General features: G+C 39.4%; 23 protein-coding genes. 15 read left to right on the top strand and 8 right to left on the bottom strand.

Going from position 1 to position 22,686, the window contains the following annotated elements; translation table 11 throughout:
• Positions 1–42: 42 nt before the first annotated feature.
• On the bottom strand, positions 43–1,347 hold the full coding sequence (locus tag L8T27_RS04870; RefSeq protein ID WP_237940984.1) for an ABC transporter substrate-binding protein: 1,305 nt from the start codon (positions 1,345–1,347) through the stop codon (positions 43–45).
• A 489-nt stretch (positions 1,348–1,836) separates the two neighbouring features.
• Between L8T27_RS04870 and gntK the strand changes: the two genes are divergently transcribed.
• A complete protein-coding gene (gene gntK, locus L8T27_RS04865) occupies positions 1,837–3,381 on the top strand; it encodes a gluconokinase (RefSeq protein WP_237940982.1) in 1,545 nt (514 codons plus the stop codon).
• 32 nt (positions 3,382–3,413) lie between these two features.
• On the opposite strand, the gene gnd is transcribed toward gntK, so the two are convergent.
• Positions 3,414–4,310 (bottom strand): phosphogluconate dehydrogenase (NAD(+)-dependent, decarboxylating), encoded by an 897-nt coding sequence (gene gnd / locus L8T27_RS04860; protein ID WP_237940981.1) that lies wholly within the window; start codon positions 4,308–4,310, stop codon positions 3,414–3,416.
• 149 nt (positions 4,311–4,459) lie between these two features.
• On the opposite strand from gnd, the gene L8T27_RS04855 reads away from it, so the two are divergent.
• Positions 4,460–5,305 (top strand): MurR/RpiR family transcriptional regulator, encoded by an 846-nt coding sequence (locus L8T27_RS04855; RefSeq protein WP_233316768.1) that lies wholly within the window; start codon positions 4,460–4,462, stop codon positions 5,303–5,305.
• Positions 5,306–5,362: 57 nt separating this feature from the next.
• Here the strand turns inward: L8T27_RS04855 and L8T27_RS04850 are convergent, their stop codons facing one another.
• Positions 5,363–6,694: a GntT/GntP/DsdX family permease gene (locus L8T27_RS04850; protein WP_233316767.1), complete on the bottom strand. Its 1,332-nt coding sequence runs from the start codon at positions 6,692–6,694 to the stop codon at positions 5,363–5,365.
• A gap of 247 nt (positions 6,695–6,941) precedes the next feature.
• Here L8T27_RS04850 and L8T27_RS04845 point away from each other — a divergent pair, with 247 nt between their 5' ends.
• The 4 genes from L8T27_RS04845 to L8T27_RS04830 all read left to right on the top strand — a co-directional run bounded on the left by L8T27_RS04845 (position 6,942) and on the right by L8T27_RS04830 (position 11,011).
• The gene (locus L8T27_RS04845) at positions 6,942–7,796 is read left to right on the top strand and encodes a manganese catalase family protein (RefSeq protein ID WP_233316766.1); all 855 of its coding nucleotides are present in this window, start codon (positions 6,942–6,944) and stop codon (positions 7,794–7,796) included.
• Between the two features lie 258 nt (positions 7,797–8,054).
• Positions 8,055–8,507: a MarR family winged helix-turn-helix transcriptional regulator gene (locus L8T27_RS04840; protein WP_233316765.1), complete on the top strand. Its 453-nt coding sequence runs from the start codon at positions 8,055–8,057 to the stop codon at positions 8,505–8,507.
• A complete protein-coding gene (locus L8T27_RS04835; protein WP_233316764.1) occupies positions 8,504–9,154 on the top strand; it encodes an HlyD family secretion protein in 651 nt (216 codons plus the stop codon). The genes L8T27_RS04840 and L8T27_RS04835 overlap by 4 nt, the downstream gene beginning before the upstream one ends.
• Before the next feature lie 9 nt (positions 9,155–9,163).
• Entirely contained in the window at positions 9,164–11,011 is a 1,848-nt protein-coding gene (locus tag L8T27_RS04830) for a DHA2 family efflux MFS transporter permease subunit (protein WP_282581421.1), read from the top strand.
• A gap of 43 nt (positions 11,012–11,054) precedes the next feature.
• Here L8T27_RS04830 and fabI read toward each other — a convergent pair whose 3' ends face one another.
• Entirely contained in the window at positions 11,055–11,834 is a 780-nt protein-coding gene (gene fabI, locus L8T27_RS04825; RefSeq protein WP_233316763.1) for an enoyl-ACP reductase FabI, read from the bottom strand.
• 271 nt (positions 11,835–12,105) lie between these two features.
• On the opposite strand from fabI, the gene L8T27_RS04820 reads away from it, so the two are divergent.
• From L8T27_RS04820 to L8T27_RS04805, 4 genes are all read left to right on the top strand, one after another.
• Positions 12,106–12,309, top strand: coding sequence for a hypothetical protein (locus L8T27_RS04820; RefSeq protein ID WP_233316762.1), 204 nt, complete (start codon positions 12,106–12,108; stop codon positions 12,307–12,309).
• Between the two features lie 22 nt (positions 12,310–12,331).
• Positions 12,332–12,628 carry a spore coat protein gene (locus L8T27_RS04815; RefSeq protein WP_237940978.1) on the top strand — a complete coding sequence of 99 codons (297 nt, stop codon included), beginning with the start codon at positions 12,332–12,334 and terminating at the stop codon, positions 12,626–12,628.
• A gap of 460 nt (positions 12,629–13,088) precedes the next feature.
• Entirely contained in the window at positions 13,089–14,546 is a 1,458-nt protein-coding gene (locus L8T27_RS04810) for an amino acid ABC transporter substrate-binding protein/permease (protein ID WP_481858858.1), read from the top strand.
• Positions 14,533–15,261 carry an amino acid ABC transporter ATP-binding protein gene (locus tag L8T27_RS04805; protein WP_233316760.1) on the top strand — a complete coding sequence of 243 codons (729 nt, stop codon included), beginning with the start codon at positions 14,533–14,535 and terminating at the stop codon, positions 15,259–15,261. The genes L8T27_RS04810 and L8T27_RS04805 overlap by 14 nt, the downstream gene beginning before the upstream one ends.
• A gap of 40 nt (positions 15,262–15,301) precedes the next feature.
• Here L8T27_RS04805 and L8T27_RS04800 read toward each other — a convergent pair whose 3' ends face one another.
• A complete protein-coding gene (locus tag L8T27_RS04800; RefSeq protein ID WP_233316759.1) occupies positions 15,302–16,060 on the bottom strand; it encodes an SDR family oxidoreductase in 759 nt (252 codons plus the stop codon).
• 185 nt (positions 16,061–16,245) lie between these two features.
• Here L8T27_RS04800 and L8T27_RS04795 point away from each other — a divergent pair, with 185 nt between their 5' ends.
• A complete protein-coding gene (locus L8T27_RS04795; RefSeq protein ID WP_237940976.1) occupies positions 16,246–16,851 on the top strand; it encodes a TetR/AcrR family transcriptional regulator in 606 nt (201 codons plus the stop codon).
• Positions 16,852–17,045: 194 nt separating this feature from the next.
• Positions 17,046–17,567, top strand: a complete 522-nt coding sequence (locus L8T27_RS04790) for a DoxX family membrane protein (RefSeq protein ID WP_233316757.1) — start codon at positions 17,046–17,048, stop codon at positions 17,565–17,567.
• 45 nt (positions 17,568–17,612) lie between these two features.
• On the opposite strand, the gene nrdG is transcribed toward L8T27_RS04790, so the two are convergent.
• A complete protein-coding gene (nrdG, locus tag L8T27_RS04785) occupies positions 17,613–18,095 on the bottom strand; it encodes an anaerobic ribonucleoside-triphosphate reductase activating protein (protein ID WP_233316756.1) in 483 nt (160 codons plus the stop codon).
• Positions 18,092–19,936 carry an anaerobic ribonucleoside triphosphate reductase gene (locus tag L8T27_RS04780; RefSeq protein ID WP_237942249.1) on the bottom strand — a complete coding sequence of 615 codons (1,845 nt, stop codon included), beginning with the start codon at positions 19,934–19,936 and terminating at the stop codon, positions 18,092–18,094. The genes nrdG and L8T27_RS04780 overlap by 4 nt, the downstream gene beginning before the upstream one ends.
• A 202-nt stretch (positions 19,937–20,138) precedes the next feature.
• On the opposite strand from L8T27_RS04780, the gene L8T27_RS04775 reads away from it, so the two are divergent.
• The 3 genes from L8T27_RS04775 to L8T27_RS04765 all read left to right on the top strand — a co-directional run bounded on the left by L8T27_RS04775 (position 20,139) and on the right by L8T27_RS04765 (position 22,317).
• Entirely contained in the window at positions 20,139–20,864 is a 726-nt protein-coding gene (locus tag L8T27_RS04775; protein ID WP_233316754.1) for an alpha/beta hydrolase, read from the top strand.
• A gap of 164 nt (positions 20,865–21,028) precedes the next feature.
• The gene (locus L8T27_RS04770; RefSeq protein WP_233316753.1) at positions 21,029–21,541 is read left to right on the top strand and encodes a 2'-5' RNA ligase family protein; all 513 of its coding nucleotides are present in this window, start codon (positions 21,029–21,031) and stop codon (positions 21,539–21,541) included.
• A 101-nt stretch (positions 21,542–21,642) separates the two neighbouring features.
• Positions 21,643–22,317: a DUF421 domain-containing protein gene (locus L8T27_RS04765; protein WP_237940974.1), complete on the top strand. Its 675-nt coding sequence runs from the start codon at positions 21,643–21,645 to the stop codon at positions 22,315–22,317.
• Here L8T27_RS04765 and L8T27_RS04760 read toward each other — a convergent pair whose 3' ends face one another.
• Positions 22,318–22,566, bottom strand: a complete 249-nt coding sequence (locus L8T27_RS04760; protein WP_233316751.1) for a hypothetical protein — start codon at positions 22,564–22,566, stop codon at positions 22,318–22,320.
• Positions 22,567–22,686: the final 120 nt, after the last annotated feature.

The following is a 22,686-nucleotide window of genomic DNA, read 5'->3' as shown; positions in this document are numbered from 1 at the left end:
GAAGGGGGAAAGGAATTCCTTCCCCTTCCTCCATTTACTTTTTTATTCCGCTTTATGTTCTTCAATCATTTCTTTCGCTTTTTTCGTCAGTTTATCTACTGTTGTCTGGGCATCATCTTTGCCAAGATACATCAAGTCCATAATGTCATTGACTTCCTTATCCAACCCAGGAATGGTGGATTGAATTGCGTTTGCATAGCCTTTTTCCCTTGCTTCAATAATATAGTTGACATGCTCTGGAACATTGGAGCTAGTAATTGCTTCATCAATACCATTGATAGAAGGAATTGCATTTCCGATACCGTTAAGACGCTGCTCTTGCCCTACCTTAGATGTGTAGTAAGAAACAAATTTCATCGCCGCCTCTTTATTTTTTGAATCTTTATTAGCAGCTAGATATGCAGTCGGAATGGCAACAGGCTCTTGCTTATTTTCTGTATTAGATGGCCATGAAATATAATCCCATTCTAATGATTTATTTTCATGGAAAAGTGGTGTGAACCATCTGCCTGCAGTAACCATGCCAACTTGCCCTGACATAAACATCGCCTCAGAGCCTTGACCTTTCGGCAGAGAACCTGAATAAGTGAAGTTCTTTCCTTTAATCATTTGCTCCAAGAAACTCATTGCGCCAATTCCTTTTTCATTTTGATCGAGAATGAATTCGCCAGTCTCTTTGTTGTAAATTTCCCCGCCGTTAGCCCAAATCCAGCTGAAAAGAGTATTCCATGAGTTATCAACAATTAATCCGTATTTGCCGCCGTCACGCAGGGCATCAGTCACTTCCTTCATCGCTTCGAAGTTCCATTTGCCTTCGTCATAATAGTCCTGAGGAGACTTAATTCCAAGCTCTGAAAACAGCTTTTTATTGTAATATATAAGCATCGGATTGCAATCGACTGTGATGCCGTAAATCTCATTGTCTTTTTTAGCCGCTCCCCATAACCCTTCTGCAAATTCATCTGGTTTTGCATAGCTTTCCGAGCTGTTCATAAATTCACCGAGCGGTGCAAGCTTGCCTGTTTCAATAATTTTGGAAATATCACCGTCACCGACATAGAATACATCTGGTGCTTGGCTTCCTTGCAGCTGTGTTTGCAGCTTTTGAATATACCCATCACTTGGGATTGGTACTAACTTCACTTTAATATTTGGATTTTCTTTCATGAATCCATCGACCGCTTTTTGATACACCTTTATCTCAGCTGGATTTCCCCATGCTGAGAAGGTGAGCTGGACTGTATCGTCTGACCCCGAAGTGCCTGATTTGGAACTGCAGGCTTGCAGTATTGGCACAAGCACTAAAATCATGACGATTGTTAACAAAATCAGCTTGCTTTTTTTCATGTTTCTTCCCCTCTTTTCTCTGTTTGATTTCTGACTATCTAAGAGGACCCCACTCCCTTAAATAAACTCAGAGTCTAACACGTTCATCTCTTTAAAACATCAGACAAACTTGCAACCGCTTACAAACTTAAAGAAAAAATTTTGTATTTCTATGATGTCAGACGGGGATCATTCCTAATAGCGCAATATGTAACCGCTACCAATTACAAGTTTTAGTCTAAGTGCCCGCTTCCGCTTTTTCAAGAATATCCCTTACAAAAATTTCCCTATAATTCGAGTTACGAAGGGATATTTGTCGCCGTGATGTTTGATTTCTTGTCCTGTTTCTTTTATTCTTTTAATGAAAACAGTTCCAAAAATAAAAAAGATGCTTTAAAATAAAAGAGAAGAAAAAATTTTTCTAACAAGTTTATGTTTTCTAGAAATTTTTTTTGTTACCGTTTACTCTTAATTTATATTTAAGGATTTTATGATAAAGGAGATTTCGTAATGTTTAAGGATTCCTTCTATTTAGGTGTTGATATTGGAACGACAAGCACAAAAGCTGTATTATTCGGCGAAGCTGGCAAGGTAATCAGCATGCATCATGTTGAATACCCGCTTTACAGCCCTGCACCTGCCATTGCCGAGCAAGACCCTGATGAAATACTTTCTGCTGCGAAAGAAGCAATCAAGACTACATTGAAAAAAGGTAATGTCGAGCTGGAGAAATTAAAGCTTGTTTCCTTCAGTGCTGCGATGCACAGTATAATTGCTCTCGATGATAAAAACAAACCCCTGACTAAATGCATCACGTGGGCAGACAGCCGTTCAGCTGAATGGGCAGATAAAATTAAGAATGAGTTAAATGGGATGGAAATATACAAGCGCACAGGCACTCCAATCCATCCGATGTCTCCTCTTGCAAAAATCGCTTGGCTTAGAGCTGATCATCCGGAGATTTTCACAAAAACTGCTAAATTTATTGGTATAAAGGAATATATCTTTCATCATTTCTTTGGAGAATTCATTGTCGATTATTCCATTGCTTCTGCTACAGGTTTGTTTAACCTAGAACAGCTTGACTGGGATAAAGAAGCACTTGAAATTGCTGGAATAACTCCAGACCATTTGCCTTTACCTGTTCCGACAACACACGCTGTCACAGGTCTCAAGGAAGAGCTTGCTTTAGAGCTCGGTCTCTCTCAAGAAGTTCCTTTTATCGTTGGAGCCAATGACGGAGTTCTATCCAATCTAGGTGTAAATGCTATTGATCCTGGCGTGGTAGCTGTCACAATCGGCACGAGCGGTGCAATCCGAACTGTAACAGATAAACCTGTGACAGATCCAAAAGGGCGGACTTTCTGCTACTGCCTCACAGAAAACCATTGGGTAGTCGGCGGTCCTGTCAATAACGGCGGAATGACGTTCAGATGGGTTCGTGATGAACTGGCTTCATCAGAAGTGGAGACTGCAAAGCGTCTAGGCATTGATCCGTATGAAGTGTTAACGAAGATTGCTTCCCGCGTTCTTCCTGGAGCAGACGGACTTCTGTTTCATCCATATTTAGCAGGGGAACGAGCTCCGCTTTGGAATTCGAACGCAAGAGGCTCCTTCTTTGGACTTGGTCTTCACCATAAGAAAGAACATATGGTGAGAGCTGTGCTTGAAGGCGTTATATTAAATCTGTATACAGTAATGCTTGCTTTGCAGGAGGTAATCGGTGAGCCGAAGCAAATCCAGGCTACTGGCGGTTTTGCCCGGTCTGAGCTTTGGAGGCAAATGATGGCTGACATCTTTAATCAGGAAGTGACAGTCCCTGAAAGCTTTGAAAGCTCTTGCCTTGGTGCAGTCGTTCTCGGCATGTATGGACTTGGAGAAATTGAAGATTTCAGCATTATGAAAGAGCTTGTCGGCAGCACACATGCTCATAAGCCTATCAAAGAGAATGTTGTCATCTATGAAGATTTAACACCAATCTTTATCCGTATCTCCAGATTGCTTAATAATGAGTATGAGTATATCGCTGACTTCCAGCGCAAGTGGGTTAAATAAAAAGAGGCTGCAGCAATTAGCTGCAGCTTTTTTTACTTCTTCTCTACACTATGGCCTCCGAATTCATTTCTTAATGAAGCTACGACTTTTCCTGTGAATGTATCCTCCTCTAACGAACGGTAGCGCATCATAAGCGACATCGCAGTCACAGGCATCGCCACTTGCAGATCAAGTGCTGTTTCCAGTGTCCACTTTCCTTCTCCTGATGAATGCATTACTCCTTTAATGCTTTCAAGTTTTGGATCTTTCGAGAAGGCATTTTGTGTTAATTCCATCAGCCATGAGCGGATGACAGAGCCATTATTCCAAACTTTCGCAACCTGCTCATGGTCAAAGTTGAATTCACTTTTCTCAAGCAATTCAAACCCCTCTGCAATTGACTGCATCATTCCATACTCAATTCCGTTATGAACCATTTTTAAGAAATGGCCGCTGCCAATTTCTCCTGTATATAAATAACCATTCTCCACACAAATATCTCTAAAAAGGCCTTCCACACTTGTGAAGACGTCTTTGTCTCCTCCAATCATCATGCACGCACCGTTTCTAGCTCCACTTGTTCCCCCGCTAGTGCCTACATCAAGATAATGAATGCCTTTTGTTTTCAGCTCAGCTGCTCTCCTTTTTGTGTCCTGATAATGGGAATTGCCACCTTCTATGATAATATCCCCTTCTTCTAATTGCTCGCTAAGCTCTAAGATAACATCCTCGGTAATTTTTCCTGATGGTACCATTACCCAAATCACCCGCGGACTTGGCAAACTAGCAGCTAAATCTGCTATTGTCTTTACACCAAGGGCACCAGCTGCTGAAATTTTTTCTACAGCGCTTACATTTAAGTCAAAAGCTGTTACACTATAATTATGATCCAATAAATTCTCTGCTAAATTGAATCCCATTTTTCCTAGACCTATTAATCCAATATTCATTTTTATAACGCTCCCTCATGAAAAAAATTTTCTCTCTCATCTTTATTATACGAAATTTTTTTCATTAATGAAAGCGTATTAAAAAATATTTTTTCTAATTTTGAATATGCTATACTATACTTATAATATGTCGAAAGGAATCAAATGATATGGCACAAAACTGCTTAGGAAAAATCCGCTCCTATTATGCAAGACTAAGTGAAAAAGAAAAAAAGATTGCAGATTATATATTAGAAAACCCTGAAAAAATTATTCACAGTACAATCAATGAGCTTGCAGAGGATTTAAACGTTGCAGATGCAACTGTATTTCGATTTTGCAAACGAATAGGCTTTAAAGGCTATCAAGCGATGAAAATCGCGCTCGCATCTGAAATCATTGAGCCTATCCAGCATATCCATGAAGAGATAAATGAACAGGATAATGTGAAAACAGTGACAGAAAAGGTGTTTATGTCGAATATTCGCACATTGGAAAATACTTTGCAGCTGGTAAACGGTTCGTCCATACAAAAAGCGGCAGATTTTTTGCTTGCAGCACAGCGTGTAGAGTTTTATGGAACTGGAGGATCAGCAGTCATTGCAATGGATGCATTTCATAAATTTGTGCGCACAGGAATAAAAGCGTTTACATTCATTGATTCACATTTTCAGCTGATGTCTGCCTCCCAGCTTTCTGATCGTGATGTAGCTGTCGTCATCTCCCATTCCGGTACGAACAAAGATACAATCAATATCTTAAAAACAGCAAAAACCAATGGCGCCAAAACGATTAGCATTACAGGATATCCAAAATCACCAATCGCTCAACATGCAGATGTGGCACTGTTTACAAGCTCAGAGGAAACAGAATTCAGGTCTGAGGCCCTTTCCTCCCGGATTGCTCAATTAAGCCTGATTGATGCTCTGTATGTTAATATGATGATTTTAAATAAAGATACAGCCAATAAGTCACTAAAGAAAATCAGAAATGCTATCTCCGATACGAGAATGTAACATAAAAAGGGTGCCAACCTTGACAGCTTCAAGGTTGGCACCCTTTTTCTTTATTTATTATACAAACAGATCCAAAATCAATACTCCTGCAAAGGCAACGAATGAAAGAACCGTCTCAAGAACTGTCCAAGTTTTGAATGTTTCCTCTACTGACAATCCTAAATATTCCTTCACCATCCAGAAACCAGCGTCATTGACATGAGAGAACATTAAGGAACCTGCTCCTGTTGCTAATACAAGCAATTCCACATTAACTCCAGACATACCTGCAATTATTGGAGACACAATTCCTGCTGCAGTTGTTAAAGCAACTGTCGCAGACCCTGTCGCAATTCGGATAAGTCCTGCAATCATAAAGGCTAAAACTAATGGAGACAAAGATAAGCTTTCAGACATATTACCGATTGTAGTACCAACACCACTGTCAATCAGCACTTGTTTAAATGCTCCGCCAGCACCGATGATTAACACGATTGATCCGACTGGCAAGATGCAGTCCTCTGTGAATTTTTTCAATTTTTCCTTGCCTATTCCCTGCTTGAAGCCAAGGAAATAGAATGCAAAGAATACAGCAAGCAGCAGTGAAACCAATGGACTTCCAATAAATGCTAGTGCTTTTTGAACTTCACCAGGCAAGAATTTCATATATGGTGCAGCAGTTCCGATAATCATTAAAATAACAGGCAGCAAGATAGAGAAGAAAGAAATACCTACACTTGGCAGTGCCTTTTCGTCTTTTTCTTCCACACGAACTAATTCTGGCTCGCCTTGTGGTACAACACGTTTATAAATATATTTAGCAAACAGCGGTCCGCCGACAATCCCGGCTGGAAGTGCAATGATAAGTGAGTAAAGCAATACTTTTCCTAGATTTGCATCAAAGATTCCGATTGCCGCAATAGCACCTGGATGCGGCGGCACTAAACCATGAACGATTGACAAACCAGCAATACCTGGCAAAGCAATCAAAAGAATGTTTTTCTTTGTTGCTTTCTGTATAGAGATAACAAGTGGAAGCAGTATTAAAATACCAACTTCAAAGAAAACGGGAATTCCGATAATAAACCCAGAGAAGAACATTGCCCATGGCAGTTTCTTTTCTCCAAAAACTCTAACAAAGAAGTTTGCAATTTGCAGCCCTGCCCCAGATTCGGACAGCATTTTTCCAAGTATTGTTCCAAGCGCCAAAATCCCGACTAAATGACCTAATACGCCACCTACGCCCGTCTCATAAGCGCTTACAATTTTATCCCAAGATAGTCCTGAGAAAATGGCTAGAAATAAGCTTGCAACTGTTAAGCTGATAAATGCATGCCATTTAAACAGGGAAACTCCTAATATAACAAGGACGATTGAAACTAGTGTGATAATTAATAAGTAGGCATCCATATGATGTACCTCCTAGTCAAAGTTGTTTATTTGTAAGTGTTTTCATTTCCTATGTACTTATTATACGAAAAAAAATTTCTTTCATCAACTATTATTTTCGAAAAAAATATTTTAACAATTTCGATTGTTCATTATATATTTACTATCCCCTTTTTGGTTCGTTTCTAAAAAGGGTGGAATAAAAAAAGAAAATTAATCAACAATAAAAAATGATAAAAATTAAAAAAATACCATTGGAGGTATCATCTTGTATTTCTATAAAGAAGATTTAATAAATGTAATTGTTCCTGATAAACCAGACCCAGCCGCAGCAAAAGTCCTTCAAGAAGCATTAGGCGGGCGTTTTGGAGAAATGAGAACAATGATGCAGTTCTCTTTCCAAAGTGCTAACTTCCGTGGAAAAGCTAAACAATATCGCGACTTGATTCGTGGTGTATTCCTTGAAGAGCTAAGCCATGTGGAGCTCGTTCAGACAACTATTAATCAGCTGCTCAATGGTTCAGGTGATATAGGTGTAGGTTCTGTTGGCGAAAGCAATGCACCACTTCATGTTGCAACAGAAAATGTTAACCCACATCATTATATAATGGGTGCACAGGCTTCTCTGCCAGTTGATGCCGGTGGAAACCCATGGACAGGAAACTATGTATACAGCCACGGGAACTTAGTTGCTGATCTTCTTGATAACTTAGTTCTTGAGTCAACAGGTGTTTTGCAAAAATCACGTTTATATGAAATGAGCTCAAACAAAACATTCCGTGAAACTTTGGCATTTTTAATTGTTCGTGACAACGCACACCAAAATGCCTTCGCCAAAGCACTTGAAACATTAGGCGTAAACTGGGCAAAACTATTCCCAGTTCCAAACTATGACATCAATAAGTACCCTGAATGCCGCAAGTATGTAGACTTAGGCTTCCATAATGCTCAATTCAACTTCCGTCTTGATGACACTAGAATCGGCGAGATTTTCCAAGGTGAGTCACCAAGCAGAAATAAAGGAGAGCTTAAAGTCGTTGAGCCTCCTCAAGGCTATCCTGTCCCTGAACTTCCTGATATGCCAAATGAGCACAGCCCAGGATTATATGATTTAAACAGTTGATTTCTATGGCCCTTTTCCTTTGAAAAGGGTCTTTCCTCTGTTTAATAAACCGCTTTCCTTCTATTTTAATATAGCTACTTTCCACTCATTATTTTCTCATCATTTTTTTAACTTCTTTTAATGATACTCCTAATTAATTATGCGAAGATAGCTCTTGCGATATAGTTCGTATACGAACTATTTTTGACAAGGTATTAATTCCAGCATTTTTTATGTCTGGTTGGGTAGTTTATTTCATAAGGGAAAAGGAGGCATGGCGTGAAAGAAGCTTTAAACAATGAGCTGATTCGATCGTACGCAAGAATAAGCAAGGCTTACTATCAGCTCCTAAAGGAAGATGCAGACCGGATGGGTTTGACTGCTGTTCAGCTAAAAGCTTTATATCGGGTTTCATTTCAGCCGAATATAAGCTTAGGCGAGCTTGCAGACAAATTACGTCTGACAAAAAGTACTGTCAGCGGTGTGATTGACCGCCTTGTGCAGCAGGATATGATTGAACGGACAACTCAAACAACCGACAGAAGAGCTGTCAATCTACATCTGACAAAGCTAGGAAATGAAAAATTAGAAGCACTGATGCATTCTGACTCTGTCGTTGCCCGCAAAATAAAAGAAATAATGCAATTCCCAGACGAAGATATACAAAAACTGCTTGAATTAAACAACAAAATCTTAACGATTCTCAATTCTAAGGAGGACTTTCAAGAATGAATGCAAGACGCATGATACTTATTAACATCATCCTACTAGTTGTCTTAGTAGGCGGCGGTTTTACCGGCTATTATTTCTATGACAAATCAGTTTCGTATATCTCAACAGATAATGCCCAAATCGCTGGACAGCAAGTAAGCATTGCTTCCCCTGCAACAGGTAAATTAACGAACTGGAGCGGTGATGTCGGAGAAAAATTCGGCAAAAACGAAAAAATCGGTACAGTTGAAGTAACAACAGAAACTGGAACTTCAAAAATCAATGTAAACGTTCCTGCTAACAGCACGGTTGTCCAATCTTCAGCAGTAGAAAACTCATTCGTAGCAGCAGGTACTTCTCTTGCTAAAGCATATGATATGAACAATCTTTGGGTTACAGCAAATGTTGATGAAACGGACTTAAATGATGTAAAGGTCGGTCAAGATGTCGATCTTTATGTAGATGCATATCCAGATACAACTCTTACTGGTAAAGTCGATTCTTTAGGCTTAGCAACATCAAGCACATTCTCTTTGCTTCCTAGCAGCAATTCTTCAGGCGACTACACAAAAGAAACGCAAGTCATTCCTGTAAAAATCTCGATTGATAACTATGGTGGTTTAGATTTAGTACCTGGTATGAATGTAACTGTGCGAATTCATAAGTAGGTGATGACGATGACGATATATATCGCAAGTTATGCAGTGATCAGCATTATATTGCTCCTCACCATCAATTACCTGATTAGGAAACAAAGCAGGAAGCCAAAACCGGCAAAAAATTATGAAAAGGATGAACCAATCCTTAATAAAGAAACATTGCAAACCAGCTCCATCGCTGAAGAGAGTCCGATGGATGATGCCATAAATGATACATTAGCAAAATCTGCGATTACAGAGCCAAGCCTAGAGTATGTCGTAGATGTAGATGATGCCGAAAAACCTGGCGAAGAAGAAATACCTGAAGTAGAAAAAACAGTAAAAGAAAAAGCGAAGGTTGATTTTGAAGGCAGTAAAGGCAAAATTATTGCTGCAGTTATGCTCGGCGCATTCGTTGCGATTTTGAACCAAACATTATTGAATGTTGCCATCCCGCATATTATGAACGACTTGAATGTATCAACAAGCACTGTGCAGTGGCTGACAACAGGCTATATGCTGACAAACGGTATATTCATTCCAATTACTCCGTTTTTAATCAGCAAGCTTGGTACAAGGAAACTATTAATCCTTGCAATGAGTGCCTTTACGATAGGGTCATTAGTTTGTTCTGTCTCCACCGGATTCAGCATGCTGATGGTTGGACGCGTTATTCAGGCAGCCGGAGCAGGTGTCATTATGCCGCTTCTAATGACAACATTCTTAACTATTTTCCCTCCTGAAAAACGAGGAACTGCAATGGGTATCATGGGTGTTGCCATGATCTTTGCCCCTGCAATCGGACCGACACTTTCAGGTTGGCTTATCGGACACTATTCTTGGAGGGTGCTTTTCGATCTAGTCATTCCTTTTGGTATTATCGATTTAATTATCGCCTCCATTTGGATGAGAGATGTTACACCGCGTACAAATCCTAAATTTGACCTTTGGGGCTTTATTACTTCCTCTATCGGGTTGGGCTTCTTACTGTACGGTTTCAGTGAAGCTGGAAACGATGGCTGGGACAGCAGTGTAGTTGTCTTATCTCTTTTCATCGGGATTGTGTTCTTAGTTCTATTCGTATGGCGTGAATTCACAACAGATGTACCGATGCTTGATTTAAGAGTATTTAAATATGATATTTATGCTTTAACTACAGTAGTAAGCATGGTTGTTAATATGGCAATGTTTGCTGGGATGATCTTGCTCCCTGTTTACCTGCAAAACATCCGCGGCTTTACAGCATTGGATTCTGGCCTATTAATGCTCCCAGGTGCTATCGTGATGGGTATCATGTCGCCGATTGCCGGTAAGCTGTTTGACCGCTTCGGGGCAAGACCGCTCGCAGTTATTGGACTTGTCATTACTGTTTTGACAACATGGGGCTTTACCCAATTGACGATGCAAACAACTTATGCACATATCATGATGCTTTATATTTTCCGCATGTTCGGAATGTCGTTTATCATGATGACAGTTATGACAGAAGGAATGAATCAGCTGCCTATGCATTTAACAAGTCATGGTACAGCTGCTTCTAATACTGCAAGAACAGTTGCAGGAAGTATTGGGACAGCATTCCTTGTTACCGTAATGACAAACAGATCCACATACCATACTGCTAATTACAGCAATATTATTACAAGTGATAATCCATTTATCGCCGAAAAAATGGCACAGCTTGGTCAAGGCTTTGCAGCATTAGCTGGCATTCCGACAAGCTCTGGTCAGGCACTGGCTGTATCCTCTATTTATGGGAAAGCAGTTCAGCAAGCGACAATTGACGGAATTAACGATGCCTTTATCGTTGCTACAGGTATCTCGGCACTAGCTCTTCTTTTAGCATTTTTCATTAGAAGATCAACGCCTAGAACAAAATCTAAATAATAAAAAACGAGGCTATATCATAGCCTCGTTTTTTTGCTTTATATTACCCTAGAATGTTATAGCCTGAATCTACATAAATGATCTCGCCTGTAACCCCTCTGGACAGCTCACTGATCATAGCTAATGTCATGTCACCAACTTCGTCCTGTGTTACATTCCGTTTCAATGGCGCAGTATCTTCAATCTTATGAAGAATTTCATTAAATGAACCGACACCTTTAGCAGCGAGTGTGCGGATTGCTCCAGCAGAGATTGCATTAACGCGGATATTATCTTTACCCATGTCTAATGCCAAGTATCTCACAGAAGATTCTAGTGCTGCTTTAGCAACACCCATCACATTATATCCGCCTACAGCACGTTCTGCTCCTAGATAGCTCATTGTCGTGATAGATCCGCCTTCTGTCATGAAGGGCTTCGCTTCCCTTGCAACAGCAACTAATGAATAGCTGCTAGTATCCTGTGCAAATGCATATCCTTCTCTTGAAGTATTAATGAAATCTCCCTTTAAATCTTCCGAATGAGCAAACGCAACAGAGTGGACGATTCCATGGATCACGCCAACCTTTTCCCCAATTTCCTGGAAGGCATTTTTTGTGCTTTCATCACTATTAACATCACATTGCACAATCAAATCGGCATTATAGCTGTTATCTGCCAGCAATTTGTTCAACTTAGCAAGAGAGCGGTCAAGACGGTATGTAAATATCAGATTTGCACCTGCTTTAAATAATGATTTAGCCACACCCCAAGCTAGACTCCGTTCATTTGCAACGCCCATAATGACGATATTTTTGCCTTTTAGCTTTAATAAATCTTCCATATTGTCCCCCTAGTTCGACAAGTCGTATTCATAATATTACACCTAGTTTTAGTACTTGGTTCTAATACTATTATAGCATAAACAAATCTAATTTAAATAAGCCCCTTCTATCGTAATCGGATCGATGCCTATATTATGGCTCATATAGCGTAAGAGCATGTTATTAAATCCGAATATCTTCGTAATAAACAGCCATTATCTGCAAACAAGGATAAAACAGCTGTACCGAAACAATACTAAGCATATATGGTTGTGGGAGGTGAAGTAAGCTTTGACCGAACTAACAATGAAGGAACTGGCATTTATTGAGGATGAGATACGTGCAGAAGCAATTACCGCTAAAACATTAAATTGGTGTGCAACACAATGTGAGGATGAAACATTAAAAAACATATTGGAAGCAATGGCAGAAAAGCACCAGTTAAAGATTGCCGACCTATCCCAATATTTTAACAGGACGCAAAATATTCAATAGCTTATGGGAAAGGAATGATCTTATGCCAAACAATATCGAAGGACGCGGACTGACAGACCGGGAATTGCTCCAGCTTTGTTTGGAGCTTGAAAAAGGCCGCTGCCATAGCATCAATAACGTTATACTCGAGACAAAGCATCAAGGACTGCGAGAGATTTACGAAGGAGCCTATGCCAATGCCAGCTCCAACCAATACGAGCTCTTTTCAATCATGGATGACAAAGGCTGGTACAAAACAGAGATTGCCTCAACAGATCAAATCAACAAAGTACAAGAACTCATGCAAAACAATCTTCACCCAGACAATCAATTTAAGTAAACCTATCTTAAAAGCGTGCATAAACATGTACGCTTTTAAGCATCCACCCCCATTCCCCTTCCCTCTTTAAAAAGCTATAGAAAATTTTTTTCAATTACAGGCATTAGATACACCATTGTAAGAAAAAATAAAACGACTTAGAAAAAGCATTTCTTTTATCAAGCAAACGCCAAACAAAAAAAACTATCATGGAAGAAATTTTGCCGTCACCTTCTTCATCGCTAGGTATGAAACCTCTTTCATATCAGAAAACAAGCTGTATGAAAGAACTAATGCAATTATTAATAAAAAGGTAAATTATACTCAATTAAAAATCATATCTGTACAATTTTGCGTTTATTTAGTATGATTTTAATTATGTTTTATGTCAGATTATCTTACATACAAACAAATGTTTATTAAAAAGGATTTATTTATCCTAATTTCCCAACACAGAAAAAGTACAAAAGGAGCTATATGAATGAAGATAAAACAAAGATTTCCAAAGTTAATTTTGTTCTTTGTAGTTTTACTGACTACCTTAAGCATGCTTTCTCCACTAACAAATGTGAAGGCTGCAGAAAAAACATATCAGATTGCTACAGATATTACTTTTGCTCCATTTGAATTCCAAGATACGAGTGGTGAATTCGTTGGAATTGATATGGACCTTGTTGCAGCAATTGCAAAAGACCAAGGCTTTAAATACGAAATTAAACCGCTTGGGTTTAATGCTGCTGTTCAGGCATTAGAATCAAAGCAAGTTGACGCAGTTATTGCGGGAATGAGCATTACCGATGAAAGAAAACAGAAATTTGATTTCTCTGATCCATATTTTGATTCTGGAATCATCATGGCTGTTAGTAAAGATAATGACACTGTTACTTCCTACGATGACCTAAAAGGCAAAAAGGTCGCTGTAAAAACAGGAACGGAAGGTGCAAGCTTCGCTGAAAGCATTAAAGACGAATACGGCTTTAATATTGTTACTTTTGATGACTCTGCAAATATGTACGAAGATGTAAAAACAGGAAATTCCGTTGCTGTATTTGATGACTACCCTGTATTAGCATATGGAATTAAACAAGGCAATGGCTTAAAAACAGTGACTGAAAAAGAAGCAGGCGCTTCTTACGGATTTGCTGTTTCAAAAGGCCAAAACACGGAACTTTTAGAAATGTTTAACGCAGGACTTGCAAACTTAAAAGCATCTGGTGAATACCAGAAAATCATGGATAAATACTTGGAAACAGGCTCTGACACTGCTGCTGCAGAAGACACTGGATTTTTCGGACTTCTAAAAGAAAGCATGCCAAGCTTGATGACAGGATTAAAAATGACATTAATCCTTACTGTTGTTTCTTTAATTATTGCAACAATAGTGGGAATTGTCTTTGGCTTAATGCGAATTGCAAAAAGTAAAGTTTTAAGCACTATTGCAATGATTTATATTGATATTTTCCGTGGAACACCATTGATTGTCCAAGTATTCTTCATTTACTTTGGTATACCGGCTGCATTTGATTTCCGAATCACTGCATTTGTTGCAGGTCTCATTACATTAAGCTTAAATGCTGGTGCTTACATGGCTGAAATCGTCAGAGGCGGTATTCAATCTGTAGATAAAGGCCAAATGGAAGCTGCCCGCAGTTTAGGACTTCCTTATGGAAAAGCTATGATGAAGGTAGTTCTTCCACAAGCTATTCAATTGATGATTCCGGCATTTATTAACCAGTTTGTCATAACACTGAAAGATACATCGATTCTGTCTATTATTGGCATAAACGAATTGACACAAAGCGGTAAAATCATCATTGCAAGAAATCTGGAATCATTCCAAATGTGGATTATCGTCGGCGTGATTTACTTAATTGTTATTACAATACTAACTAAAGTATCAAATGTTTTAGAAAGAAGGATTAAAAATGGCAAAGCTTAAAGTGACCAATCTGAAAAAATCATATGGAAACCTTGAAGTTTTAAAATCGATTGATGTGCAGGTCCAAGAAGGTGAAGTCGTTTGCCTTATCGGTCCTTCTGGTTCTGGAAAAAGTACCTTGCTGCGCTGTTTGAATATGCTGGAGGAAGTAACAAGCGGAGAAGTTGTTGTTAACGACCAAAAGCTGACAGATAAAAACACTGATATTAACAAGGTAAGAGAAAATATCGGAATGGTTTTCCAGCACTTTAACCTCTTTCCAAACTTGAGTGTTCTGGAGAATATTACACTTGCTCCTGTCGAATTAAAGAAAGCAACCAAGGCAGAAGCAAAAGAAAAAGCCCTTCAGCTTTTAGATCGTGTTGGATTAAAGGATAAGGCTCCAGAAAACCCAGCGAAGTTATCTGGCGGTCAAAAACAAAGGGTGGCTATCGCCCGTGCGCTTGCAATGAATCCAGATATTATGCTGTTTGATGAACCAACAAGTGCCCTTGACCCTGAAATGGTTGGAGAAGTGCTCAATGTTATTAAGCAATTGGCACAAGAAGGCATGACTATGGTTATCGTGACACATGAAATGGGATTTGCAAGAGAAGTAGCAGACAGAGTTATATTTATGGATGGCGGTTATATTGTCGAACAAGGCACTCCACAGGAGATCTTCGGTAATCCGCAAAACGAACGGACTAAAGACTTCTTAAACAAAGTACTTTAATCTAAGAAAACAGGCGTACCTTCTGGTACGCCTGTTTTTATTAAAATGCTGTCCACCCTGCATCTGCAGTGATCACTGTTCCATTAACAAAGCTTGATTCATCTGATGCGAGGAATAGAGCAACAGTTGCGACTTCTTCCGCCTTGCCGATACGAGGGTTTACACCTAGCCCCGGTTGTACTCTGCCCATTCCAAATGGGTTAACATTTGTCATTGAAGCACTGATATTAGTCTCCACGCCTCCTGGAGCTATTGCATTGCAGCGAATTCCCTTTTGGGCATACATGAAGCCAGTGTTTTTAGTGAAGCCGACAACAGCATGCTTAGAAGCTGTATAAGCAGCACCTGCCCTTGCTCCTTGCAAGCCTCCAGCTGAAGCTACATTGATAATCACACCGCTCTCTTTTTCCAAGAAAATCGGCAGCGCCTTCCGTGTTGCTCTCATAACACTTGTTGTATTGACGGCAAATACTCTTTCCCAATTCTCGTCCAAAATATCGCCTGCAGGTTCAAAATTATCCATAATTCCAGCATTATTAACAAGAATATCGAGCGTTCCATAGTTTTGCACTGTTGTATCTATAAGATTTTGTATGTCCTCTTCTTTTGCCACGTTCGCTGATACTGCGAATGCATTGCCGCCATTTGCTTTTATTTCTTCTACTGTTGCATTTGCTGCATCCAAATTAATGTCTGATACAGCCACATTTGCTCCTTCCTTTGCATAAAGAAGAGCAATTTGTTTTCCCATACCAGAACCAGCACCTGTTACGATTGCAACCTTGTTTTCAAGTCTCATTAAGATACCCCCATATATAAACTGTTAGAATACGCTTTCAACACTGCGAATTTTTACTACACTTATAGTATAATGACACTAAACGATGAAGGACAATCAGCAAATAAAGTGGAATTTGTCTATTAGTCAACAAATCGCAGGCTTTCTGCTGCCAAATCCTTTTTGATGAACATTAGAGGTGGAATATGTCTAATAAAAATGAATACCTTGATAGGCGAGTGATTAAATCAAAACGAGCACTAAAAGAAGCATTTCTTTCCCTTATGCAGGAAAAAAGCTTTAAGGAAATAACCATAACAGATATCGTCCAGCTAGCAGACTTGAATCGCGGCACCTTCTATAAGCATTATACTTATAGGGAAGATTTGCTGAATGAAATTATTGATGACATTATTACTGATTTGGTTGCTTCTTACCGGGAGCCTTATAAAAATTCCGAAATCTTTGAAGTAAGTAAACTGACGGCAAATGCCATTAAATTGTTCGACCATGTCCAAAAAAACGCAAACTTTTATAAGCTGATTATCCATGCAGAATTGCTGCATAGTTTCCAGTATAGACTGTGTGAAATTCTAAAGGAATTATCGCTCCAAGATTTTCATACACCTGTAGCGGACTCCCCCATAGACAAAGAACTAGCTGCTAGTTATTCTGCCTACGCCCTCTTTGGTCTGCTCGTTGAATGGATTAAAGGCGGTTTTAAATACAGCTCAAGCTATATGGCAGAGCAATTATTGCTAATCATCAATAGAAATACAACAGCTTCTGTAATAAAACCAAGCATCGAGTAAAGCTCCCTTCGTAACTGGGAGCTTCTCCTTAATCACATTACAGTGATTTCTGACACACTCTTTAATAAATGTTCAAATATCAGACACAATATCTTGGCTTCTTTGTGAACTATTTCACAATAATCATTTTCTTCCCTCTTTTTTTGCTATATTTAACTTGTAAGAAATATTGAAATAAAGGAAGGATGAAAACTATGATTAATGCCTTTATTAGAGAAAATAAGATTGCTGCCATTGTTTTAACTGTTATTCGTTTATTCCTTGGATATTCTTGGTTTAAATCCGGCTTCGGAAAACTGACTGGCGAGGGCTTTGATGCAAGCGGATTTTTAACAAATGCGATTAAAAATCCTGTCACAGGTCCTGACGGTGCCGTTTACGGCTGGTATACGAGCTTTATAGAAGGATTTGCACTTCCTAATGTTGGACTATTTAACGTATTAATTCCGATTGGCGAATTGCTGGTAGGGTTAGGCTTAATTCTTGGCTGTCTGACAACTGCAGCTACATTCTTTGGAGTTGTGATGAATTTCTCTTTCATTCTCGCAGGTACGATTTCTCATAACCCAACAGATATACTCATGGGAATGATCATTATGTTTGCTGGCGCAAATGCAGGCTACTATGGCCTAGACAGATGGGTGCTGCCAATCTTGCGAAAGTACATCATGAAAGACAAAGAAGAAAAGCCGTTATCTCCAAATTTAAGAGCGTAAATATAGAAGCTAAAAGGCATGTGCGAAAAGCACATGCCTTTTTTATCATTCAAAAAGAATGGGTTCTTGCGCTGCCAAGCTGCGGGAAACAGCAATCAGTCTCTGGTTGCTGCTTCCCATAAACTGCAGATTTAAATCTCTCTTCTCCATAATAAACGGGCCATCTACAATAACATCTAAATATTCGCAAACGGCTTTGCTGCTTGCGCAGCTAATTAATTGTTCCCATTTATATCCAGTATAACACCAAATATTTTTTCCATTCCTTTTCAGTTCTGATGCAAGTGTGAGGAGCTCATGATGATTCTGATAAAAAGGCTCCCCGCCGCTGAAGGTGACATCATTAAAGGGATTGGCCATCAATATATTAAAAATATCAGCAGCTTCCATCTCTGTACCGCCTCTTCTGTTCCAGCTGTTCGGGTTATGGCACCCCTTGCATCGATGAGGACAGCCGGCAAAAAAAACAGTGCTTCTCAGTCCCGGGCCGTCTACAATGCTGTCTTGTATAATATTTAGCACTCTCATCTATGCTTCACTCGGTCCTTCTCTTCCGACCGTTTAGCTGAGTTCCATTTATCTAGTGACCCGACGAGATAGCCTGTAATTCTCCGGATACGCTCAAAATTCTCCTCTCCCGCAATATTGCAGCTAGGGCAGCTGTTATTTATAACCCCTTTATACCCGCAAGCAAGACACCGATCGACAGGATGATTAATGCTTCCATATCCAATGCCGGCCTCCTTCATTGCCCGGACAATCTGCTCCATTGCTATAAGGTTTTTGCTTGCATCCCCATCCAATTCTAAATAAGTGATGTGGCCTCCGTTCGTCAACGGGTGGAATGGCGCTTCCTTTTCAATTTTATCAATTGCCATAATTTTGTAATGAACGGGGATATGAAAGCTATTTGTGAAATAAGGCCGGTCAGTAATCCTCTTTATGATTCCGTATTTTTTTCTGACTTCTCTTTGCGCTTTGCCTGCAAACGATTCAGCTGGAGTGGCGATAAGAGAATAGTTCATTTGCTTAGCTTTCGTTGCTTCATCTGTTCTTTTTCTCATATGAGCAACAATTTTCAACCCAAGCTTATAAGCCTCTTCTGATTCTCCGTGATGAAAGCCTGTTAAGGCAACCAGAGCTTCAGCAAGGCCTACAAACCCAAGAGACAGCGTGCCCTGTTTCCAGATTTCTTCAAGATTATCTTCAGGGCTAAGCGCCTCCCCTCCTTTCCAAACTCCTTGAGTGAACAAAAATTTGAAGTTTGCTGCCTTTTTATTCCCTTGATACTCGTAACGATCATACAATTGCTCAATGGCAATATGTATATAACTGTCCAAGCGTGTAAAAAAATCCTCAACAGTGTTGGATTCCAGTGCGATAAGGGGTAGGTTAAGGCTTGTGAAAGACAGATTTCCCCTGCCAATACAGCTGGCTGACCCATGAATATTACCCATCACTCTCGTTCTGCAGCCCATTGTTGCTGCTTCTGACTCTGGTGTGCCGTCATAATGTTCTTTGTTAAACGGTGCGTCCAGAAAAAGAAAATTCGGAAACAATCTTTTGCTTGTTGTCTCGATTGCAAGCTGAAAAAGATCATAGTTTATATCTTCCTTGCTGAAATTGATACCTTCCTTTACTTTAAAGACGATAATTGGAAAAATTGGCGTCTCCCCTTTCCCTAATCCTGCCTTTACAGCAAGCAGCAAGCTTTTTGTAAGCAATCTTCCTTCCACTGATATGTCGGTACCGAGATTAACAGAGACAAACGGTGTCTGCCCCCCTCCTCTTGAATGCATGCTATTACAATTATGCACAAACGCTTCACATGCCTGATAGGTTTCTTCCTCTGTCCATTTCCAGGCAATTTCATCCCTTTGCTTGACACTTGAAAAAAGCCCTTCAAGTCGGTTTTTATGGCGCATATAGGATTTCTTGATATATGGAGCCAAGTCATAATCAAACAAAGGCACTGCTTGTCCCCCGTGCTGCTGGTTTTGGTTTGCCTGCAGGATTATTGATGTCAGCGCCATGGCGCTCATAATGCTCTTCGGTTCTCTCATATATCCATGGCCCGTATTAAAGCCTTCTTTTAAAATCTTGCCGACTGGGATTTGGCAGCATGTAGCCGTTCCTGACGCATAAAAGTCTAAATCATGAATATGGATATAACCGCTTAAATACGCATTTTTCGCTTCTTCTGACAAAAGTTGTTCGATTGTAAAATGCTTTGTTGAAGCAGAAGCAAAATGCATCATATGGCTCATCGGAGAAACACCGTCCATGTTGGCATTTTCTTGGATAAGGTCTATGCGCTCCCCTGTTGTTATATCAGCAAATTCATTCATTAATTTTTCATATGTACCCATTTCCTTCTCTCCCTCTACACTCAATTCTTCCTCATTATAAATAACCGTCTCTAAAAACATCAACATATAGTAGGTTTGTTCACCGAATGTACACAATATATAGTGAATTAGCAGTTTATGAAAATAAACGGAGAATCTGCAAGGAAAAGGGATTTTATGCTAAACTAAACGTAAATAATAATAAAAAATGGAGGAGCATATTATGTCTACTCAAGGGACAATTAAAGAAATCATGTTTTACAGCAATGCTTTGAATGAAGAAATTCAGCTGCTCGTCTATTTACCACCAAACTATTCTGATTTATATAAATACCAGCTTTTGATTGCCCAAGATGGGAAAGATTATTTCCAGCTTGGCAGGATTGGCAGAACTGCAGATGAACTGCAGTTGAATAACGACATAGAAGGAACAATAATCGTTGGTATTCCATATGCGGATGTTGCAGACAGAAGGTCAAAATATCACCCAGATGGCGAAAAATCACAAAGCTATATCCGCTTTCTCGCACATGAGCTTGTCCCGTTTTTGGATAGTGAATTTCCGACATACCAAATGGGGCTCGGCAGAGGACTTATCGGTGATTCCCTTGGAGCAACCGTTTCGCTTAGAGCAGCCTTGAAATATCCACATACATTCGGCAAAGTGATGCTTCAGTCTCCATATGTTAACGAGGAAGTGTTATCTGAAGTAAACGCCTTTCAGACCTTTCATCTTCTCGAAATATTCCATATAATAGGAAGCGAGGAAACAGCAGTTAAAACGTCCAGCAACACAATCGAGGACTTCCTTGAACCAAACCGGAACTTGGCTACACTGCTGCACGAATCTAATGCCGATTATCATTACGAAGAATACGAAGGAAATCATACATGGAAATATTGGCAGCCTTATTTGAGGACTATTCTGTTACATATGTATAGCAGTTAGAACAATTTTTTATATATGAAAATAATGAAAAAACAGATATTTTTGAACATCAATTTATAAATTTGTTATAATATCTTACAGATACTGCAAAACTGCTTGTAAGGCAATGAATACCTGTCTTAAGGAATATACATTATTGAAGAGAAGAAATGGGGGTTTCAACCATGAAATATGGCATCGCTATTTTTCCAGGAAAAGAGCTGCAAGATTTAGCTAATTCTTACCGTAAACGCTATGATCCGAAATACGCTTTAGTACCGCCTCACATCACGCTAGTAGGCGAATTCAACGCAGACAATGATGAAATTAAGACAATCAGTGCCAAGTTGCAAAAGGTGGCGAGCCATTACCATTCCATCGCGATTAAAGTTTTGAAAATAAGCACATTTCAGCCTGTTAATAATGTTATTTATTTAAAGATCGAACAAAATTCCGATTTAGAGGATCTACATACGGAAATCATTAACACAATCGGTGTGCCCGAGGAGCATCCTTTCATTCCTCACGTAACACTTGGGCAGCAGCTGTCTAACGATGAGCATCTCGATCTATACAGCAGCTTAAGAATGCGCAGTTTCAGCCATGAGGAAAGTACGGACCGCTTTCATCTCTTGTATGAGTTGGAAAACGGCTCTTGGACTGTATTTGAGACTTTCCGTCTCGGTAATAATGAATAAGAGAACTTACAAATTTTTAGGGGAATGTCAGCCGACATTCCCCTTTGTTTATTTTCTATTGTTCTTGTCTAGAATAACGGAGGAGAAAGGATGATAAACTTATGGATTTCCTGCATATTGGTTCAGAGCTTGTTTTTGGATTTATTGCACTTCTTCTCTTTACTAAAATACTCGGTAAAACCGTTATAACCCAAGTAACAACGTTCGATTTTGTTTGTGTGCTAGTTATTGGGGAATTAGTCGGAAACGCAATGTATGATGACAATACAGGCATAAAGGAAATATTATATGCTGTCATTATTTGGGGTTTTTTAATCTTCCTGACAGAATTTTTGACACAAAAGTTCCGGAGCTCACGCAGCTTACTTGAAGGAAAGCCATCTATCATCATCCAAAAAGGAAAGATAGATTATGATGAACTGAAGAAAAACCATCTCGATTTGAACCAGCTTCAGCATCTTCTCCGTTCCAAGGATATTTTCTCCATCCAAGAATGCCATTATGCTATTTTAGAAACAGATGGAACGGTTAACACGATTAAAAAACAGGCATATACAAGTCCCTCCCGGACAGAAATGCAGCTGAATGTCCAAGACAGCACTCTGCCTTTAAGTCTCATACTAGATGGAGAAATCATCGAGGAAAATTTGACTACTGTCGGCTGGGATGAAAAAAAGCTAAACGCAGAATTAGCTCAAATAGGAATTCATTCTCCTAAAACAGTGTTGTATGCTGAATGGCAGGAAGATGCTCCTTTATATGTTCAAAGCTATTAATTAGACAAGCTTGTTGAATTGCCGACCTTTTCCTGTCAGTTCGGCAATGAGCTTCTCCGCATCTTCCATTCTCCTTTTGGAAGCCTCTTTATTATGTGCAGAATAGGGCTGGTCAAATCTCTCATATGTATTGGAAATAACAGCAGGTGCAAAAACCTTTTGGCTCTTAACAGGTCTAATTTTTTGCGCGATATCCTGTCTAACATACTGTTCATATTGATAGTTATTTACTGGAAGAATATAACCCATACGAATTGCCTCCTACTTGATTTTTTTATCCATACCCAATTAATGGTTTTGTTAAACTTCCTTCTTCCCTTTTATATACTCTTTTATTTTGCTATGATAATAAGTACGTTAAAAAAAGAA

It is taken from the genome of Niallia sp. Man26, assembly GCF_022049065.2.
GTDB lineage: Bacteria > Bacillota > Bacilli > Bacillales > Cytobacillaceae > Niallia.
This window is presented reverse-complemented; position numbering and strand designations above follow the sequence as displayed.

Bases quoted from the DNA above. Each gene is read 5' to 3' on its own strand.
- L8T27_RS04830 (WP_282581421.1), top strand. From the start codon at position 9,164: ATGACGATATATATCGCAAGTTATGCAGTGATCAGCATTATATTGCTC.
- L8T27_RS04795 (WP_237940976.1), top strand. From the start codon at position 16,246: ATGTCTAATAAAAATGAATACCTTGATAGGCGAGTGATTAAATCAAAA.
- L8T27_RS04870 (WP_237940984.1), bottom strand. From the start codon at position 1,347: ATGAAAAAAAGCAAGCTGATTTTGTTAACAATCGTCATGATTTTAGTG.
- L8T27_RS04835 (WP_233316764.1), top strand. From the start codon at position 8,504: ATGAATGCAAGACGCATGATACTTATTAACATCATCCTACTAGTTGTC.
- L8T27_RS04800 (WP_233316759.1), bottom strand. From the start codon at position 16,060: ATGAGACTTGAAAACAAGGTTGCAATCGTAACAGGTGCTGGTTCTGGT.
- L8T27_RS04770 (WP_233316753.1), top strand. From the start codon at position 21,029: ATGAAATATGGCATCGCTATTTTTCCAGGAAAAGAGCTGCAAGATTTA.
- L8T27_RS04850 (WP_233316767.1), bottom strand. From the start codon at position 6,694: ATGGATGCCTACTTATTAATTATCACACTAGTTTCAATCGTCCTTGTT.
- L8T27_RS04790 (WP_233316757.1), top strand. From the start codon at position 17,046: ATGATTAATGCCTTTATTAGAGAAAATAAGATTGCTGCCATTGTTTTA.
- L8T27_RS04760 (WP_233316751.1), bottom strand. From the start codon at position 22,566: ATGGGTTATATTCTTCCAGTAAATAACTATCAATATGAACAGTATGTT.
- L8T27_RS04810 (WP_481858858.1), top strand. From the start codon at position 13,089: ATGAAGATAAAACAAAGATTTCCAAAGTTAATTTTGTTCTTTGTAGTT.
- gnd (WP_237940981.1), bottom strand. From the start codon at position 4,310: ATGAATATTGGATTAATAGGTCTAGGAAAAATGGGATTCAATTTAGCA.
- gntK (WP_237940982.1), top strand. From the start codon at position 1,837: ATGTTTAAGGATTCCTTCTATTTAGGTGTTGATATTGGAACGACAAGC.
- L8T27_RS04815 (WP_237940978.1), top strand. From the start codon at position 12,332: ATGCCAAACAATATCGAAGGACGCGGACTGACAGACCGGGAATTGCTC.
- nrdG (WP_233316756.1), bottom strand. From the start codon at position 18,095: ATGAGAGTGCTAAATATTATACAAGACAGCATTGTAGACGGCCCGGGA.
- L8T27_RS04765 (WP_237940974.1), top strand. From the start codon at position 21,643: ATGGATTTCCTGCATATTGGTTCAGAGCTTGTTTTTGGATTTATTGCA.
- L8T27_RS04780 (WP_237942249.1), bottom strand. From the start codon at position 19,936: ATGGGTACATATGAAAAATTAATGAATGAATTTGCTGATATAACAACA.
- L8T27_RS04805 (WP_233316760.1), top strand. From the start codon at position 14,533: ATGGCAAAGCTTAAAGTGACCAATCTGAAAAAATCATATGGAAACCTT.
- L8T27_RS04775 (WP_233316754.1), top strand. From the start codon at position 20,139: ATGTCTACTCAAGGGACAATTAAAGAAATCATGTTTTACAGCAATGCT.
- fabI (WP_233316763.1), bottom strand. From the start codon at position 11,834: ATGGAAGATTTATTAAAGCTAAAAGGCAAAAATATCGTCATTATGGGC.
- L8T27_RS04855 (WP_233316768.1), top strand. From the start codon at position 4,460: ATGGCACAAAACTGCTTAGGAAAAATCCGCTCCTATTATGCAAGACTA.